We start from the raw sequence: 13,855 nt of genomic DNA, 5'->3' as shown, positions 1-13,855 counted from the left end.
CTCTGACGACCCTGGCAGCGGCCGCGGCGATCGCCGCGGCCGCTGCTGTGAGCGTGGTCTCCGCCGCCTTCGCGCTGTTCGCGGTTCTGGCGCCCCACCTCGGCGCCGCCGGAGCGGCCGCCGTGGTCGCCGCCGTGGCCGCGGCCATCGTCGGCGTCGCCGGCCTGATCGCCGCCTTCAAGGCGGAGGAACGGCATCGTCCGCCGCCCGCGCCGGATGCGCTGGCCTTCGCCGAGAAGGCCATCGAGATGGTCAAGGAGCGTCCGATCCTGACCGTCGGCGCCGGCCTGGCGGCCGGGATCATCGCCTTCCGCAATCCGGCCCTGGCCGCGATCGTCGCCAAGGCGCTGCTGGATTCCCAGAAGCCGCCCCCGCGCTAAGCGCGAGTCCAGGCGACTTTCGACAAGACGAGCTTTCCCGCCCCTGGTTTTCTGGGCCTCCCCGCCCATCTCCCGGGGGCGTTTTGCCCTGGAGCGATCATGTTCAAACTCCCCGACCTCCCCTACGCCTATGAAGCCCTGGAGCCGACCATCTCGGCCAACACGCTTCATTTCCACCACGACAAGCACCACGCGGCCTATGTGAACGCCCTCAACGGCCTGCTGCCGGAAGGCGACAAGCGCCCGTTGGAAGCGGTGATCCGCGAGGCCAGCCCCGGCAAGGTGTTCAACAACGCCGCCCAGATCTGGAACCACCAGTTCTTCTGGGAGTGCATGAGCGCCGACAAGGCCGGTCCGGGCGCCGAGCTGTCGGCGGCCATCGCCGACGCCTTCGGCGATCTGGCCGGTTTGAAGGAAAAGTTCGTCGCCGAGGGCGTCGGCCACTTCGGTTCGGGCTGGGTCTGGCTGGCCGTCCAGGGCGGCAAGCTGGTGGTGATCTCGACCCACGACGCCGACGACACCCTGACCAAGGACGGCATCACGCCGCTGCTGGTCTGCGACGTCTGGGAGCACGCCTACTATCTGGACCACCAGAACAACCGGAAGGGCTTCCTGGAAGCCTGGTTCGACGTCCTGCCCAACTGGGCGTTCGCCGACGCCCAGTTCGCCGCGGCCAAGGGCCAGGGCGCGGCCTGGACCTATCCCGAACCCGCCTAAGGGTTCTCGGGCCTCAGACCTTGAGCGGCGCGACTTCGGTCGCGCCGTTTTCGTTTGGGGGCTTGGGGACGCAGCGGCGCGGCACCGACCAGGTCCGGAAGGTGACGAACTGGGTCCGCTCGAAGGCCAGGGCGGTGATGCGGATGTCGACGTCGTCGACCTCGATCACGTTGAAGCTGGGCGGCACGCCGCGCTCGCGCACCGACAGGGTGCCCGAGCCGACCGCCTGGGTGCAGCCGTCCGAGAACGGATAGGGATGCACGAACGGCGCATGGATGTGGCCGGTCAGGACCAGGTCGACGCCCGCCTGGGCGAAGACCTGGGCGGCCGCCGTGCCGCCGTGCACCTTGGCGGTCATGGGGCCGCCGAGCATCTCGATCAGTGGATGGTGGCAGACCACGATCTTCAGGGCCCCCGGCGCGGCGCCCTTCAGGTCGGCGCAGACGTCACGGACCTGGCGGCGCGACACAGCGCCCTTGGACCAGTTGGCCCGCAGCTGGAAGGCGCGGGCCGAGTTCAGGGTGACCACCGTGGCGCGGGGATCGTCCCAGTCGCTGTTCATCCGCGCGCCGAACCGGTCCTCGTAGCGCCGCCAGGGCGCGACCAGGCGGGTCAGGATCTCGCGCGGCCCGGCGAACGGGACGTCGTGATTGCCGGGCGAGACCAGGCGCGGCTGGGGCAGGCGGTTCAGCCAGGCCAGGGCGGCGTCGAACTCTTCCACCTTGCCGTCCTTGGTCAGGTCGCCGGCGGCGATCACCAGGTCGGGGCGCTCGGCGTGGATGCGCGCGACGGCCGCCTCGACGGCGTCCTTGTGCTCGCCCCCGAAATGGATGTCGGAGACCTGGACCAGCTTCAGCGGCTTCATTTGGCGGGCGCCCCAGCCTCGGGAACCAGGGCGCGGAAGGCCTTGGGGCGGAAGCGGATGCTAACCGTGTCGTCCAGGCGCACCGGCTCGCCGTCGAGGATGGCCGGGATCCGCCCGCCCGCCCAGACCTTGCCGATCCGGCAGCGGCCGACGACCACCGACGGGTCGTTGCGCCAGTTGCCGGCCACGGTGTTGACGCCCAGACGGAAGATGTCGAGCGCGCCGGCCGGGTCCAGGGCGGCGGCTTCCAGGGCCTGCTCCTCGGAACTCAGGTCGGCCGAGACCAGGGGCGTCATCAGGCTCAGCGCTTCGGTCTTGCCCTTGGGGCGGCCGTCCAGGACGTAGCGCAGCCGGCTGGAGAAGGCGCGGCGCAGGGCCCGCTGGGCGCGCAGCAGGGCCAGGTCGGCCCGCCCGGCCCGCGCCGCCTCGCGGGCGTCGGCCCACAGGGCGGGGCTGCCCAGGATGGCGGCGACGAAGAACACCCGGCCGTTGATCTCGCCGCCCGAGATCATCCGCTCCCGGCCGCCCTGCAGGCACTCCGCCATGGCCTGGGGCCACGGGATGGGGCCGTACAGCGCATGGGGCAGCATGTTCATCGTGCCGCCGGGCAGGGGCGCGATCATCGGGCCGTCGGGTCCGGCCATCTCGGCCGCCGCCCGGGCCGTGCCGTCGCCCGCGACCACCAGGATGGCGTCGGGCTTGGCGTCCAGAGCGTCGCGCAGGCAGGCGTTCAGCTCGCCTTCGCTGGGGGCGTGGACCCTTCCCGTGACGCCGTGCTCGGCCAGGATGGCCTCGGCCTGGGCCGGGGCGTCCTTGCCGACCGAACCGGAGGCGATGTTGGTGACGACTTCCACTCGCATGCGAAATTCCAGAAAGGCGCGGTCGCGCGGGGAAGGCTCGAAAGAAACGGCGGCGCTTGATCGCGGTTCCCGGAACCGTTGGCGCGGCGAGGTCGTTTGCGTGGCTGGGACAAGCTCGAACGGAGAGCCACGATGAACAAGACTTTGATCGCCCTCTTGGGCGTCGGCGTGCTGGCCAGCGCTTGCACCGCCACGGGAAACACGGAACGCAACGCCGCGGGCGGCGCGGCCCTCGGCGCCCTGGCGGGCGCGGTGGTCGGCAACAATGTGGGCGGCGGCAGCGCCTCCACCGGCGCCCTGGTCGGCGCGGCCCTGGGCGGCACCGTCGGCGCCGTGAAGGGCTGCCGCGAGGACGGCGGCTGCGGCGCGACCAACGTCAATCGCCGTCAGTACTATGACGAGCGCGCCGGACGGTATTACTACTATGACTCGCGCAGCGGTCGTTACTACTGGGAAGACGGCAGCCCCCGTTAAGTCGGGCCTGGCCTGAACCTTCGTAAAGGCGGTCGACTCGTGTCGGCCGCCTTTTGCGCGCCGTGACGTCAGAGAGGGCAAGCGATGAAGAAAGTCGGAATGGCGATCGTCGGCGCGGTGGTTCTGGGCGGCCTGGTGGCGGGATGCGCGAGCAAGAGCCCCTGGCCCAAGTCCAGGTCCCAGATCGTGCAGACCGCGCCCAGCTGCGAGGACTTCTCGGTCCAGATCTATTTCGAGAGCAAGTCGGCCAAGCTGACCAACGAGGCGCGCTCGGTGCTCAAGGGCGCCGACGCCCTGGCCACGGGCTGCAAGGTGGCCTCGGTGCGGGTGATCGGACTGGCCGACGCCGTGGGCTCGCCGGACGCCAGCCTGGCGGTGTCCAAGCAGCGGGCCGACACGGTGACGCGCGCGCTGGCGAAGATGGGCTACKCCAACGTGGAATTCGACGTGGGAGCGGCCGGCGACGCCGGGGCCACCACCAGCGACGGCGAGGCCCGCCCCCTGCGGCGACGCGCCGACATCCGGTTCGATCTGGACGGAAAGCTGCACTAGCCGCGGCTTCCCCTCGGCGCATCAAAAAAGGCGGATCCGAAAGGGTCCGCCTGAAGGGCAAAAGAGGGGGGTGCGGAGGCGACAGGCTGGCTTTCACCAGCCTCAAGTCGGGGGGGCGTCGCCGCCTCCGCAAATCGAAAACGTGGCTCCCCCGACCGGGTTCCCGCCGATCGAAACTTTTTTCGCCTCTCCGGCGATTATTTTTTCACGACCCCGCGACCCCCTTCCAGCGAGGGCCGAAGGGAACGTCGCCAGGGAAGGGACGTTGATTTTCCAGGAGGCCGCCCGGCCTCGCCCTGGGGAGCAACGTCGTGATCCGCACCTTTCAGACCGAACACGGTGGATTGGCCTTCGAAAGCGCGCTGACGCGCCGACAGAAGGTCCGGCGCAATCGCGTGGCGGCCCTGGCGGTGATCGCCGCGGTCGCGGCCTCGGCGGGGCTCCTCCAGCGCTTCAACGACAACCTCGCTCCCAGCGGACCGGCGGCGCCGGACGTCGGGTCCTATTCCGCCGCCCGCTAAGGAGGCCCTCATGCCCGCAGATCTCGAACAGCATCATCCCGCCGTCAACGCCACCCGCGCCCGCCAGGGCCGCTGGGGCAAGCATGTGTTCTGGGTGCTGGTCATCTCGACCGTCCTGGCCGCCGCCGCGCTGTTCGGCGCCTGGGGCCTGCGCTCGGGCGACCTGGCGTCGGTCGAGCACACCAAGGGCGCCACGACCCAGGGCGAAGCCCAGCAGTATTCGACCGAGCAGGCGCCGGTGAAGCAGACGCCGGCCGGCTGACCTCCGCTGAGGACGGGCGGTGCGACCGCCAGAAAGAAAAAGGCCCCGGTTCGCACCGGGGCCTTGATCTTTTCAGGGCCTGACGCGGATCAGGCGGCCTTCTGGGTCCGCCGCGGATGGAAGAACAGCGCCTGGCCGATCGCCGCCTTTACCGTTTCCGGCTGGAAGGGCTTGGTGATCAGGAAGGTCGGTTCCGGGCGCTCGCCGGTCAGCAGGCGCTCGGGGAAGGCGGTGATGAAGATCACCGGCACGTCCAGACGCGCCAGGATGTCCTTGACCGCGTCGATGCCCGACGAGCCGTCGGCCAGCTGGATGTCGGCCAGCACCAGGCCCGGCGTGCGGCGGGACACGGCGTCGACCGCCTCGCCGCGGGTGGCCGCGATGTCGATGACGTCATGGCCCAGTTCGCGGACCAGGGCCTCGATGTCGGCCGCGATCACCGGTTCGTCCTCGATGATCAGGACCTCGGTGGCCAGTTCGGCGTCGATCTCGCTCTGGGCCTCGGCGATCAGCCGCTCGACCTCGGCGAAGTCGCAGTCGAGAATCTGCGAGGCCTCGGTCGGGGTGAAGCCTTCCAGGGCGGTCAGCAGGAACGCCTGGCGAGAGCGCGGGGCGATGCGCATCAGACGCTGCGAGGCGTCGTCGGCGGCGTTGGACTGGTCGTCGCGCCGCGCTTCCAGCTGGGCGCCCGAGGACAGCCAGATKGCGTGGAAGACGCGATACAGGGCGACGCGCGGCGACAGGTTGGCGTCCAGCGACCGCTCGCCGGCCGCCAGGGCCTCGAGCGCGACGCGGACATAGTGGTCGCCGGTCGTCTGATCGCCGGTCAGGGCGCGCGCGTAGCGACGAACGTAAGGCAGATGCGGCGCCAGCCGGGCAAGAAGACTCATGACCCCTCCCGTGTGAGTGTCTTCGGGTACAAAAAAGCCGGGGGTGCGGTGAAGCTACGCCGTTCGGCCATCCGAACATAAACGCAACCCTCGAACCCGGGTTCCATGACAGGTTCCGAAGTCAGAAGAATTTTGCCATCATATGCCCAAGCTTGTGGAACCCCATACGGAATCCGACGTTGTCATCCGGCGTACACTCATTCGGCCAAAGGGGGCGGGCGCCGCGTCTTGTCGGCGTCGAGGACATGATCGAACACGTACCCATGGAAGATCACCGCAAAGGGGCCGCCGCGCTAGACGAGGCGCGGCTCCGTCAGCAGGCTATCGGCGTCAAGCTTCGTCAGATGTTCGACGAGGTCGTGAACGAGCCTGTCCCCGACGAGTTTCTGGACATCCTGCGTAAGGCCGAGACGCCTTCGGGAGAGCGGTGAGCATGAGCGAAGCGCAAGTCGGCCGCTCGCCATTCGACCCGGCCCGCGACGGGACCTTCAAGAAGGAACTCGTCACGCTCATCCCGCACCTGCGGGCCTTCGCCAGGACCCTGACGGGCGATCCCACCGCCGCCGACGACTTGGCGCAGGACGCCATGATGAAGKCCTGGGACGCCCGCGCCAGCTTCCAGCTGGGCACCAACATGAAGGCCTGGACCTTCATGATCCTGCGCAACCAGTTCTATTCCGAGAAGCGGCGCTCCTGGCGCCAGAGCCAGCTCGACCAGGAAGCGGCCGAACGCACCCTGGTGGCGGTCGACGACCCCGAGGCGCCGGTGGCGCTGGACGAGCTGCGGCTCAGCCTGGCCATGCTGCCGCCCGAGCAGCGCGAAGCCCTGATCCTGGTCGGCGCCGGCGGCTTCGCCTACGAGGAGGCGGCCGAGATCTGCGGCTGCGCCGTGGGTACGGTGAAGAGCCGGGTCAGCCGCGCGCGGCGCGCCCTGCAGGCCATTCTCGAGGCCGGCGCCTATGACCGCGACGGCGCCGCCGCCGGCGACGCCATGTACGCCATCCTGGCCGACGCGGAGAGACTGAGCACCCTGCGGTGAAGTCTCTTCTCGGGCGAGGGGCCGGGGCGGTCGGGTCCATCCGGGTCCGACTGGCCGGCGCGCTGTTCCTCGCGCTCTTGCCCGTCCTGATCCTGGGCGTCCTGCAATCGGTGTTCGCCTTTAAGGCCGAGGCGGATTCGCGCCGCCAGAGCCTGGAGCTGGCGGCCGGGCGCAGCGCCGCGATCGCCCGCGCCCGTATCGAGGCCGCCGGCGTCCTGCTCCAGACCCTGGGCCCAGGCTCGGTCGGGCTGGAGTGCGCCCAGCGGCTGGACACGGTGAAGGAGCGCCTGCCGGGCTACGCCAACCTGATCCGGTTCGACGCCTACGGCCGGGTGTCCTGCGCCGCCGGCACCACTCCGCCCGATCCCACCCGCGCCAACCGCCGCTGGTTCCAGCGGCTGGCCGCCGGGTCGCACATGGTGGTGGCCAGCATCCCGGGCGTCGACTACGCGGACGAGCCCGCCGTGCTGACGGCGGTGCGCGCCGAGACCCGCGACGGCCGCTTCGACGGCGCCATGTCCGCCGTCCTGACCCTGTCGACCATCCAGCCGGAGACGGCCAACCGCTATCTGCCGGGCGGGGCCGAGGTGGCCCTGGCCGATTCCGAGGGCCATGTCTTCGCCGCCACGAACCGGCGGGCGTTCGGCACGCCGACCATGGCCTGGCGGGAGCAGGCGGTGAAGAGCGGCTCGGCCCTTTGGTCCGGCCGGGACGCCGACGGGCGGCCGCGCGACTTCTCGGCCGCGCCCCTGGTCGGCCAGGAGGTGTTCGTCATCCTGTCGGCCAAGGCCCCAGGCATCGCCTCGTGGGCCTGGCTGAACCCGATGCTGCGCCTGCTGGCCCCGCTGCTGGCCTTCGTCCTGGCCCTGGCGGCCGTGCTCTACGCCACCGAGCAGGCGGTGATCCGCTGGATCGTCTACCTGCGCCGGGTCGCGGCCATCTACGCCCGCGGCCGCTTCACCGTGCGTCCCCTGCAGGCCGAGCGCGCGCCGCCGGAGATCCGCGAACTGGCCGCCACCCTCGACGACATGGCCGCCGGCATCGTCGCCCGCGACGCCTCGCTGCGCGACAGCCTGGGCGAGAAGGACGCGTTGATGCGCGAGATCCATCACCGGGTGAAGAACAACCTGCAGATCATCTCCAGCCTGCTGAACATGCAGCAGCGGGCCCTGACGGATCCCGCCGCCCGCACGGCCCTGAACGACACCCGCCAGCGGATCACCGCCCTGGCCCAGATCTACCGCGCGCTCTACCAGGGCCCCGACCTCAAGCGGGTGGATCTGCGCCCGTTCCTGGAGGAGCTGACGGCCCTGCTGCTGGCCGGCGACATGTCGACCGGCGGTCCGATCCGCACCGAGGTCCACGCCGACCCGCTGGTCATCGACCCCGACCGGCTGGCGCCCCTGGCCCTGTTCGCGGTCGAGGCCATCACCAACGCCCAGAAGCACGCCCTAGCCGAACGCGGCGGCACGCTGACGGTCGACTTCTTCGTACGCGGGGAAGAGGCCGAGCTGGCGATCGGCGACGACGGCCCCGGCGCGCCCAAGGGGCCGGTCGAGGGGGTGGGTCGAACCCTGATGACCGCCTTCGCCCGGCAGTTGCGCGGCAAGCTGCTGTTCGACACCTCGCCGGCCGGGGGGCTCCTGGTGCGCCTTGTCTTTCCGACCCCCGAGGCTCCGTCGGCCGAGCCGGGAACGACCGGAACCTAGCTGGGCCGCCCACGTTCAACTGGGGCAACACCTCAGACGCCCACTTGGGGCGGTCACCGGAGAAGACCCATGCGTAAGCTCATCATCCTGGCCGCCCTGGCCGCCAGCCTCACCGTCGCCGCCTGCAACACCGTCGAAGGCGCCGGCAAGGACGTCTCGTCGGCCGGCAACGCCGTCAGCGACACGGCCAAGGACGCCAAGTAGTCCAAAGCTTTAAGCTCCAGAGCCGGCTACGCCGACTCCGGGATCAAGCCCGCCGATCTCTGGATCGGCGGGCTTTTTTGCGCGGGCTTTCGAGGTCAGTTCTACTTTAGATTTTATTGCAGAAATGCAATTTGAAGACGATCCCGTAACGGGCGGCGGGGTTTCGTGACAATCGATCTCGCGCGTGGCGCATCAGTTACAAATCTCGTCGAAATCCAGCCTGGATCGATATCCGCCCGCCAAGCGGAGGCTTCACCTTGGAGGTCCTTTCCACGGGTGAGAGCTCCGGTTTGCCGCGTCCGTCCTCAGCGCCGATCTTCGTCCACAGCGGCTGGCGTTGCTCCAGCACCTATGTCTGGCATCGCTTCCGCGCCGTCCCCGAGGTGATGGCCTATTACGAGCCCTGGCACGAGCAGCTGGCGCGGCTGACGCCCGAATGGATCGAGCGCGAGCGGCCCTCCACCAGCGGACTGCGCCACCCGAACGAAGGCCTGCCCTACCTGTCGGAGTTCTCCGATCTGCTCAAGCCCGAGGGCGGCGTCCACGGCTTCGAGACGCGCCTGGCCCTGGACGACTATTTCCTGCCGGTCGATCAGGAGGATTCCGGCCAGGCCGCCTATGTCGAGACCCTGATCGAGGCCGCGCGACGGGAGGACCGCACGCCGGTGCTGGCCTGCTGCCGGACCCTGGGCCGCATCGGCTGGCTGCGGCGGCGGTTCKGCGGTACCCACATCGTGCTGATCCGCGACCCGGTGCAGCAGTGGCGCTCGTTCTATTCTCTGCGCAAGCGGCCCCGGCCGACCTATTTCGAGCTTTGCCAGTACGTGATCCTGTCGGAGACGGCCGGCGGCGAGGCCGGGGCCAGGCGGCTGGGGCTGACGGCGGGCAAGGGCGACCTGTTCGAGCGCATCCAGGCCGTGCGCAAGCGGTTCAAGCGCGCGCCCGCCCGAACCTCGTTCGCGGCCTTCCTGGCGGTCTATGTCCTGTCCTACGTGGCGGCCCTGCCGCGCGCCGACTTGGTGATCGACGTCGACCGCCTGGGCAGCGATCCGCAATACGCCCGCACCATGTCCACCGCGATCGAGGTGCTGACGGGGGTGAAGCTGGACTTCGGCGACTGCCGCACGCCCGCGCCGCACGCCGGCAAGCTGGCCGTCGACTATCGCAAGGAGGCCGCGGCGATGATCGAGGCCCTGGACCTCTCCGCGGCGCTGACGGCGCCGGGGCCGGTCCAGACCCTCTATCGCAAGCTGGTCAAGGCGCTGCCCGACCGCGAACCGGAAACCGCCTGGGATCGGATGCTGGCGTTCTGGCGCGAGCGGGGCGCGAAACTGGGGACGGCCCAGGCTTAGCGGGCGTCAGGCCGCGGCACGGGTGAACAGGCCCGAGCGTCCGGCGATGGCCCGCACGGCGCCGGTGACGCCCTCCAGGGACTCGCCGCTGCCGACCAGCAGCACGCCGTCGTCCTCGAGACGCGCGGCCAGGCTCTCGATCACCCGGCCATGCACGCTGGGGTCCAGGCCCGGCAGGACGTTGCGCAGCAGGATGACGTCGAACTTGCCCATCGAGGACAGGTCGGCCAGCAGGTTGATCCGCCGCCAGCGCACGGCCTGGCGGATGCGCGGGCTGATCGCCCACATCTCGTCCTGGTTCTCGAAGTGCTTGACCAGCAGGCGGATGGGCAGGCCGCGCTGCACCTCGAACTGGGTGTAGAGGCCGCTCTGGGCCTTCTCCAGGCAGCGGTCGGACAGGTCGGAGCCGAAGAACTCGAACCGGGCGCCGGGCGCCAGGTCGCGGGACTCCTCGGCGGTCATGGCCAGGGAGTAGACCTCCTGGCCGGTCGAGCAGGCGGCGCTCCAGATCCGGATCGGCCGCTTCGGCGCCAGCTTGGACAGGGTCGGCAGCAGTTCGTCGCGCAGCTGGGCGAAGACCTCGCGGTCGCGGAAGAACGCGGTCTCGTTCAGGGTCAGGGCCTCGACGACCGCCCAGATCAGCCGTTCCTCGCGGTGGGCGCGCAGGGCGGCGATCATGGCCTCGATCGACTCGAAGCCCTCGCGGCGGGCCAGGGGGTTGAGCCGGCTCTCGACCAGATAGGCCTTGTCGCTCTCGATCCGCAGGCCGGCGCGCTGGCGGGCCAGGGCGGACAGCAGGTCCATGTCCTCGGGCGTCACAGCAGGCCCGCCTCGGCGAACTTCGCCGCGATGATGTCGCCGTCGAACGGCTTCATGATGTATTCGTCCGCCCCGGCGTCCAGCGCCTCGCGGATGGCCTCGATCTTGTTCTCGACGGTGCAGAAGACGACGGTGGGACCCTGGCCGCCCGGCTCCTGGCGCAGATGGCGCAGGAACTCGATCCCGTTCATCACCGGCATGTTCCAGTCCAGGAGCACGGCGTCAGGCATCGCGGCCCGGCACCAGGCCAGGGCTTCCAAGCCATCCGCGGCCTCGGCGATCTCGAAGCCTATGTCTTCCAGGACGCGCCGGGCGACTTTGCGGATCACCCGGCTGTCGTCGACGACGAGACAGGTCTTCACGGCACGCTCCACTCCAATCCCCCCAGCTTGCCGCCGAGGGTGTTAAGGAGCGGTGACGGCGAGGCCGTTCCGCGGGGTTTATCGCCAGAAAAAGGGTCGGGGGAGAAAGATCAGGCCGGGACCCAGGCGGCCAGGGTGACCTGGTCCTCGCCCAGCTCGACGCCGATCTGGCCGCCGGCCGCGCGGACCAGGGCGCTCAGATAGGCCGCCTGCACCCAGGGGCCGCCCAGGCCTTCGGCCAGGGGTTCGCCCTTCAGGCCGGCCAGGATCTCGGGACGCAGGCGGGCGCGCGGGCCGGCGGCGTCGGCGGTGATCGCCACCCGGTCGCCCGTGACCACGGCCCGCAGCGTCGCCTTGCCGCCGGCCGGCAGGGCGCTGGCGGCGATCTGGGCGATGTTGAGGATGGCGCGGGCGCTGGCCTTGTTCATGGTCGACGGCGGGATCGCCCACTCCAGGGTCGGGCGCACATGGGCGAACACGCCCTGGGCCAGCTTCTCCAGCTCGCGGGAGTCGAAGTTCTCGGCCGATGCGGACGCGCCGAACGCCACGCGGGTGAACTGAAGAAGATCGGCCAGCTTGCGGGCGCTGGACGAGATCAGGCTCATGGCGTCTTCGCGCATGTCCTGGGCCGACGGGTCTTCMAGCAGGTCCAGGCCCGAGACGATGGCGCTGGCCGGGCTGATGAAGTCGTGACAGAGGCGCGCGGCCACCAGGGCGGCGAAGTCGGGGCCGTTGACGTTCAGCTCGGGAGCGTCAGCAGGGGCGGCGGGAGCGTCGGCGTCGGTCATGGCGCGATCTTTGGCGTGATTTGTAAGTTTGGCAAACGGCGCCTGAAGAGAAGGGGGTGGACGAAACGGGGCTGGTTTCCGGGGGGAGGGCGGCCTATCAGGGGCCCGTCATGGATCCCTTCATCGAACCCGGCGTCCTCGTGCGCCATCCGGACCGCCCCGACTGGGGCCTGGGCCAGGTGCAGTCGGTGATCGGCCATCGCGTGACCGTCAATTTTGAAGACGCCGGCAAGCAGACGATCGACGCGACGCGCGTCACCCTGCGGTTCGTCGGTGACGATCCTAGAGGCAGCTGAATGATCCCTGCGAACCTGGCCGACATGGGCCGCGACCTGGCGACGATCGTCGAGGCGGCTGCGGAGGTCATCCTGCCGTTCTGGCGCACCGAGCTGGACGTGGTCCGCAAGGCCGACGAGAGCCCGGTGACCGAGGCCGACAAGGCCGGCGAGCGGCTGATCCTGGCCCGGCTGGCCGAGCGCTTCCCGGACATCACCGCGATCTCGGAGGAGCACGCCAGCGAGTTCGGCACGCCCGAGTCCGTCGGTCCGCGCTTCTTCCTGGTCGACCCGGTCGACGGCACCAAGGCCTTCGTGCGCGGCGATCCCAACTTCACGGTCAATATCGGCCTGATCGATCATGGCGTCCCCGTGGCCGGCGCGATCTGCGCCCCGGCGACCGGCGAGGTCTGGTTCACCTCGGCCGAAGGCGTGCTCAAGCGCGAGGGGCCGGGCGGCGCCGAGACCCGGGTCCAGGCCCGGCCGTGGCCGGAGGGCCAGCCCCTGGCCCTGGTCAGCCACACCATGAAGGAAGAAAAGGCGGCCGAGCTGGCGGCCCAGTACGGCTTCTCCCTGCGCGCGCCGATGGACAGCTCGATCAAGCTGGTCCGCATCGCCGAGGGCGCGGCCGACATCTATCCGCGCCACGGGCCGACCATGGAGTGGGACACCGCCGCCGGCCACGCCATCCTGGCCGCCGCCGGGGGCCGCTTCACCACGCCCGAAGGCGAAGCCTTCACCTACGGCAAGGCCGACCAGGGCTTCCGCAACGGCTGGTTCGTGGCGCGGGGGGCCTAGGCCGTCCGGTTCAGGGCGCCGCCCAGCTCGGAGGCTGTGCGGTCGCTCAAGCTGTCCATGGTCGACCGCAGCAGGCGCGCCAGCAGGATCTCGCCGGCCGTCGGCGCCCTGGGGTCGTCGGCGGCGCCCAGCTTGAAGAGCCGCGGCTGCTCCTGGATCGCCGCGCGCAGCTCGTCGACGGACAGCTTCGCGTCGCCGTCGCGATCGGCCGACCGCATCAGGTCGTCGACGGGTCCTGCGTCCAGGTCCTGGGCCTTGGCCGCCGCCGCCATCTCCTCGGCCGACAGTCCGCCGTCGCCATCGCCGTCGGCCGCCGCGCTCAGGACGCCGACGACCTGGCCGGAATCGCCGATCCGGCGGATTTCCGGCGCCGCCGCGAGCTTGGCCGCCAGTTCGTCGACGGACAGTCGCCCGTCCTTGTCGGCGTCGGTCCAGCCGAACCTGTCGGCGTTGACCTTCTCGACCGAGTCCCAGATCGCCTTGCCGTCCGCGCCGATCCGGCCGGAGCCGACCCTGGCCGAGGCGATGGTGGCGTATTCATCGAGGGACAGCGCGCCGTCGCCGTCGGCGTCCGCGCGCGAGACCAGCCAACCCGCGACGCCGGCCTCGTCCTGGACGCCCAGCAGGGCTTGCAGGTTTTCGCGGTCCAGCAGCCTGGACGCGCCGAACTCGCCGACGTCCAGGGCGCCGTCGCCGTTGCGGTCGAACGCCGCGACCAGGGCCTGCTTGTCGGCAAGCTTGTCCTGGCCGTTCTTGCCGAGCTTGGCGATCTCGTCCGCCGAGACCTTGCCGTCCTGGTCGGCGTCGAAGGCCTTGAACACCTGGTCCTTGACCGCGAGTTGCATCGCCCCGCCGGCGATATCGTAGGACTTCGGGAGCGAGCGCCGGGTTTCGCGCAGGAAGGCCCGCAGGTCGGCGGCCGCCCCGCCGTTGGCGCTGATGTCCATCGCTCGTCCTCCTGTCGAGGCGAACGCAGCAAGTTCGGCGC

General features: G+C 70.2%; 20 protein-coding genes. 13 read left to right on the top strand and 7 right to left on the bottom strand.

Annotated features, from left to right (window positions below):
- Window positions 1-47: 47 nt before the first annotated feature.
- Together AC1U89_RS16415 and AC1U89_RS16410 are read left to right on the top strand one after the other, a co-directional pair.
- Window positions 48-380 carry a hypothetical protein gene (locus tag AC1U89_RS16415; RefSeq protein WP_479900756.1) on the top strand — a complete coding sequence of 111 codons (333 nt, stop codon included), beginning with the start codon at window positions 48-50 and terminating at the stop codon, window positions 378-380.
- Window positions 381-479: 99 nt separating this feature from the next.
- Complete coding sequence (locus tag AC1U89_RS16410) at window positions 480-1,097, top strand: superoxide dismutase (RefSeq protein ID WP_479900755.1); 618 nt, start codon at window positions 480-482, stop codon at window positions 1,095-1,097.
- A 13-nt stretch (window positions 1,098-1,110) separates the two neighbouring features.
- Here AC1U89_RS16410 and AC1U89_RS16405 read toward each other — a convergent pair whose 3' ends face one another.
- Window positions 1,111-1,962, bottom strand: coding sequence for a metallophosphoesterase family protein (locus AC1U89_RS16405; protein ID WP_479900754.1), 852 nt, complete (start codon window positions 1,960-1,962; stop codon window positions 1,111-1,113).
- Window positions 1,959-2,822, bottom strand: a complete 864-nt coding sequence (locus tag AC1U89_RS16400; protein ID WP_479900753.1) for a diacylglycerol/lipid kinase family protein — start codon at window positions 2,820-2,822, stop codon at window positions 1,959-1,961. Before AC1U89_RS16400 ends, AC1U89_RS16405 begins: the two co-directional genes overlap by 4 nt.
- Window positions 2,823-2,954: 132 nt before the next feature.
- Between AC1U89_RS16400 and AC1U89_RS16395 the strand changes: the two genes are divergently transcribed.
- From AC1U89_RS16395 to AC1U89_RS16380, 4 genes are all read left to right on the top strand, one after another.
- Window positions 2,955-3,296: a YMGG-like glycine zipper-containing protein gene (locus tag AC1U89_RS16395; protein WP_477035039.1), complete on the top strand. Its 342-nt coding sequence runs from the start codon at window positions 2,955-2,957 to the stop codon at window positions 3,294-3,296.
- Between the two features lie 84 nt (window positions 3,297-3,380).
- Window positions 3,381-3,848, top strand: a complete 468-nt coding sequence (locus AC1U89_RS16390; protein WP_479900752.1) for an OmpA family protein — start codon at window positions 3,381-3,383, stop codon at window positions 3,846-3,848.
- Between the two features lie 311 nt (window positions 3,849-4,159).
- On the top strand, window positions 4,160-4,369 hold the full coding sequence (locus tag AC1U89_RS16385; protein ID WP_479900751.1) for a hypothetical protein: 210 nt from the start codon (window positions 4,160-4,162) through the stop codon (window positions 4,367-4,369).
- 10 nt (window positions 4,370-4,379) lie between these two features.
- The gene (locus AC1U89_RS16380) at window positions 4,380-4,631 is read left to right on the top strand and encodes a hypothetical protein (protein ID WP_479900750.1); all 252 of its coding nucleotides are present in this window, start codon (window positions 4,380-4,382) and stop codon (window positions 4,629-4,631) included.
- An 89-nt stretch (window positions 4,632-4,720) separates the two neighbouring features.
- On the opposite strand, the gene phyR is transcribed toward AC1U89_RS16380, so the two are convergent.
- Window positions 4,721-5,521, bottom strand: coding sequence for an anti-anti sigma factor/receiver protein PhyR (gene phyR / locus AC1U89_RS16375; protein ID WP_029910462.1), 801 nt, complete (start codon window positions 5,519-5,521; stop codon window positions 4,721-4,723).
- Between the two features lie 245 nt (window positions 5,522-5,766).
- Between phyR and nepR the strand changes: the two genes are divergently transcribed.
- The 5 genes from nepR (at window position 5,767) to AC1U89_RS16350 (ending at window position 9,825) form a co-directional block, all read left to right on the top strand.
- Window positions 5,767-5,952: an anti-sigma T factor NepR gene (gene nepR / locus AC1U89_RS16370; protein ID WP_028040104.1), complete on the top strand. Its 186-nt coding sequence runs from the start codon at window positions 5,767-5,769 to the stop codon at window positions 5,950-5,952.
- Window positions 5,953-5,954: 2 nt separating this feature from the next.
- Window positions 5,955-6,560, top strand: coding sequence for a sigma-70 family RNA polymerase sigma factor (locus AC1U89_RS16365; protein ID WP_479900749.1), 606 nt, complete (start codon window positions 5,955-5,957; stop codon window positions 6,558-6,560).
- The gene (gene phyK, locus AC1U89_RS16360; protein ID WP_479900748.1) at window positions 6,557-8,269 is read left to right on the top strand and encodes a sensor histidine kinase PhyK; all 1,713 of its coding nucleotides are present in this window, start codon (window positions 6,557-6,559) and stop codon (window positions 8,267-8,269) included. The genes AC1U89_RS16365 and phyK overlap by 4 nt, the downstream gene beginning before the upstream one ends.
- Before the next feature lie 69 nt (window positions 8,270-8,338).
- Window positions 8,339-8,473 (top strand): entericidin A/B family lipoprotein, encoded by a 135-nt coding sequence (locus AC1U89_RS16355; protein WP_479900747.1) that lies wholly within the window; start codon window positions 8,339-8,341, stop codon window positions 8,471-8,473.
- Between the two features lie 290 nt (window positions 8,474-8,763).
- Window positions 8,764-9,825, top strand: a complete 1,062-nt coding sequence (locus AC1U89_RS16350) for a hypothetical protein (RefSeq protein WP_479900746.1) — start codon at window positions 8,764-8,766, stop codon at window positions 9,823-9,825.
- A 6-nt stretch (window positions 9,826-9,831) separates the two neighbouring features.
- Here AC1U89_RS16350 and AC1U89_RS16345 read toward each other — a convergent pair whose 3' ends face one another.
- The 3 genes from AC1U89_RS16345 to chpT all read right to left on the bottom strand — a co-directional run bounded on the left by AC1U89_RS16345 (window position 9,832) and on the right by chpT (window position 11,794).
- The gene (locus AC1U89_RS16345) at window positions 9,832-10,644 is read right to left on the bottom strand and encodes a CheR family methyltransferase (RefSeq protein ID WP_479900745.1); all 813 of its coding nucleotides are present in this window, start codon (window positions 10,642-10,644) and stop codon (window positions 9,832-9,834) included.
- Window positions 10,641-11,018 carry a response regulator gene (locus tag AC1U89_RS16340; protein ID WP_197026670.1) on the bottom strand — a complete coding sequence of 126 codons (378 nt, stop codon included), beginning with the start codon at window positions 11,016-11,018 and terminating at the stop codon, window positions 10,641-10,643. The genes AC1U89_RS16345 and AC1U89_RS16340 overlap by 4 nt, the downstream gene beginning before the upstream one ends.
- Before the next feature lie 98 nt (window positions 11,019-11,116).
- Complete coding sequence (chpT, locus tag AC1U89_RS16335) at window positions 11,117-11,794, bottom strand: histidine phosphotransferase ChpT (protein WP_479900744.1); 678 nt, start codon at window positions 11,792-11,794, stop codon at window positions 11,117-11,119.
- 110 nt (window positions 11,795-11,904) lie between these two features.
- Here chpT and AC1U89_RS16330 point away from each other — a divergent pair, with 110 nt between their 5' ends.
- Both AC1U89_RS16330 and cysQ read left to right on the top strand, forming a co-directional pair.
- On the top strand, window positions 11,905-12,090 hold the full coding sequence (locus tag AC1U89_RS16330; RefSeq protein ID WP_479900743.1) for a DUF3553 domain-containing protein: 186 nt from the start codon (window positions 11,905-11,907) through the stop codon (window positions 12,088-12,090).
- Complete coding sequence (cysQ, locus tag AC1U89_RS16325; RefSeq protein ID WP_479900742.1) at window positions 12,091-12,867, top strand: 3'(2'),5'-bisphosphate nucleotidase CysQ; 777 nt, start codon at window positions 12,091-12,093, stop codon at window positions 12,865-12,867.
- Here cysQ and AC1U89_RS16320 read toward each other — a convergent pair.
- Window positions 12,864-13,814: an EF-hand domain-containing protein gene (locus tag AC1U89_RS16320; protein WP_479900741.1), complete on the bottom strand. Its 951-nt coding sequence runs from the start codon at window positions 13,812-13,814 to the stop codon at window positions 12,864-12,866. The two genes, cysQ and AC1U89_RS16320, sit on opposite strands and share 4 nt — an antisense overlap.
- Window positions 13,815-13,855 lie beyond the last annotated feature (41 nt).

The organism is Caulobacter sp. 05T431, assembly GCF_056665975.1.
This window is presented reverse-complemented; position numbering and strand designations above follow the sequence as displayed.

Coding starts and splice junctions, on each gene's coding strand:
- AC1U89_RS16410 (WP_479900755.1), top strand. CDS start 480: ATGTTCAAACTCCCCGACCTCCCCTACGCCTATGAAGCCCTGGAGCCG.
- AC1U89_RS16405 (WP_479900754.1), bottom strand. CDS start 1,962: ATGAAGCCGCTGAAGCTGGTCCAGGTCTCCGACATCCATTTCGGGGGC.
- AC1U89_RS16400 (WP_479900753.1), bottom strand. CDS start 2,822: ATGCGAGTGGAAGTCGTCACCAACATCGCCTCCGGTTCGGTCGGCAAG.
- AC1U89_RS16395 (WP_477035039.1), top strand. CDS start 2,955: ATGAACAAGACTTTGATCGCCCTCTTGGGCGTCGGCGTGCTGGCCAGC.
- AC1U89_RS16380 (WP_479900750.1), top strand. CDS start 4,380: ATGCCCGCAGATCTCGAACAGCATCATCCCGCCGTCAACGCCACCCGC.
- nepR (WP_028040104.1), top strand. CDS start 5,767: ATGATCGAACACGTACCCATGGAAGATCACCGCAAAGGGGCCGCCGCG.
- AC1U89_RS16355 (WP_479900747.1), top strand. CDS start 8,339: ATGCGTAAGCTCATCATCCTGGCCGCCCTGGCCGCCAGCCTCACCGTC.
- AC1U89_RS16330 (WP_479900743.1), top strand. CDS start 11,905: ATGGATCCCTTCATCGAACCCGGCGTCCTCGTGCGCCATCCGGACCGC.
- cysQ (WP_479900742.1), top strand. CDS start 12,091: ATGATCCCTGCGAACCTGGCCGACATGGGCCGCGACCTGGCGACGATC.
- AC1U89_RS16320 (WP_479900741.1), bottom strand. CDS start 13,814: ATGGACATCAGCGCCAACGGCGGGGCGGCCGCCGACCTGCGGGCCTTC.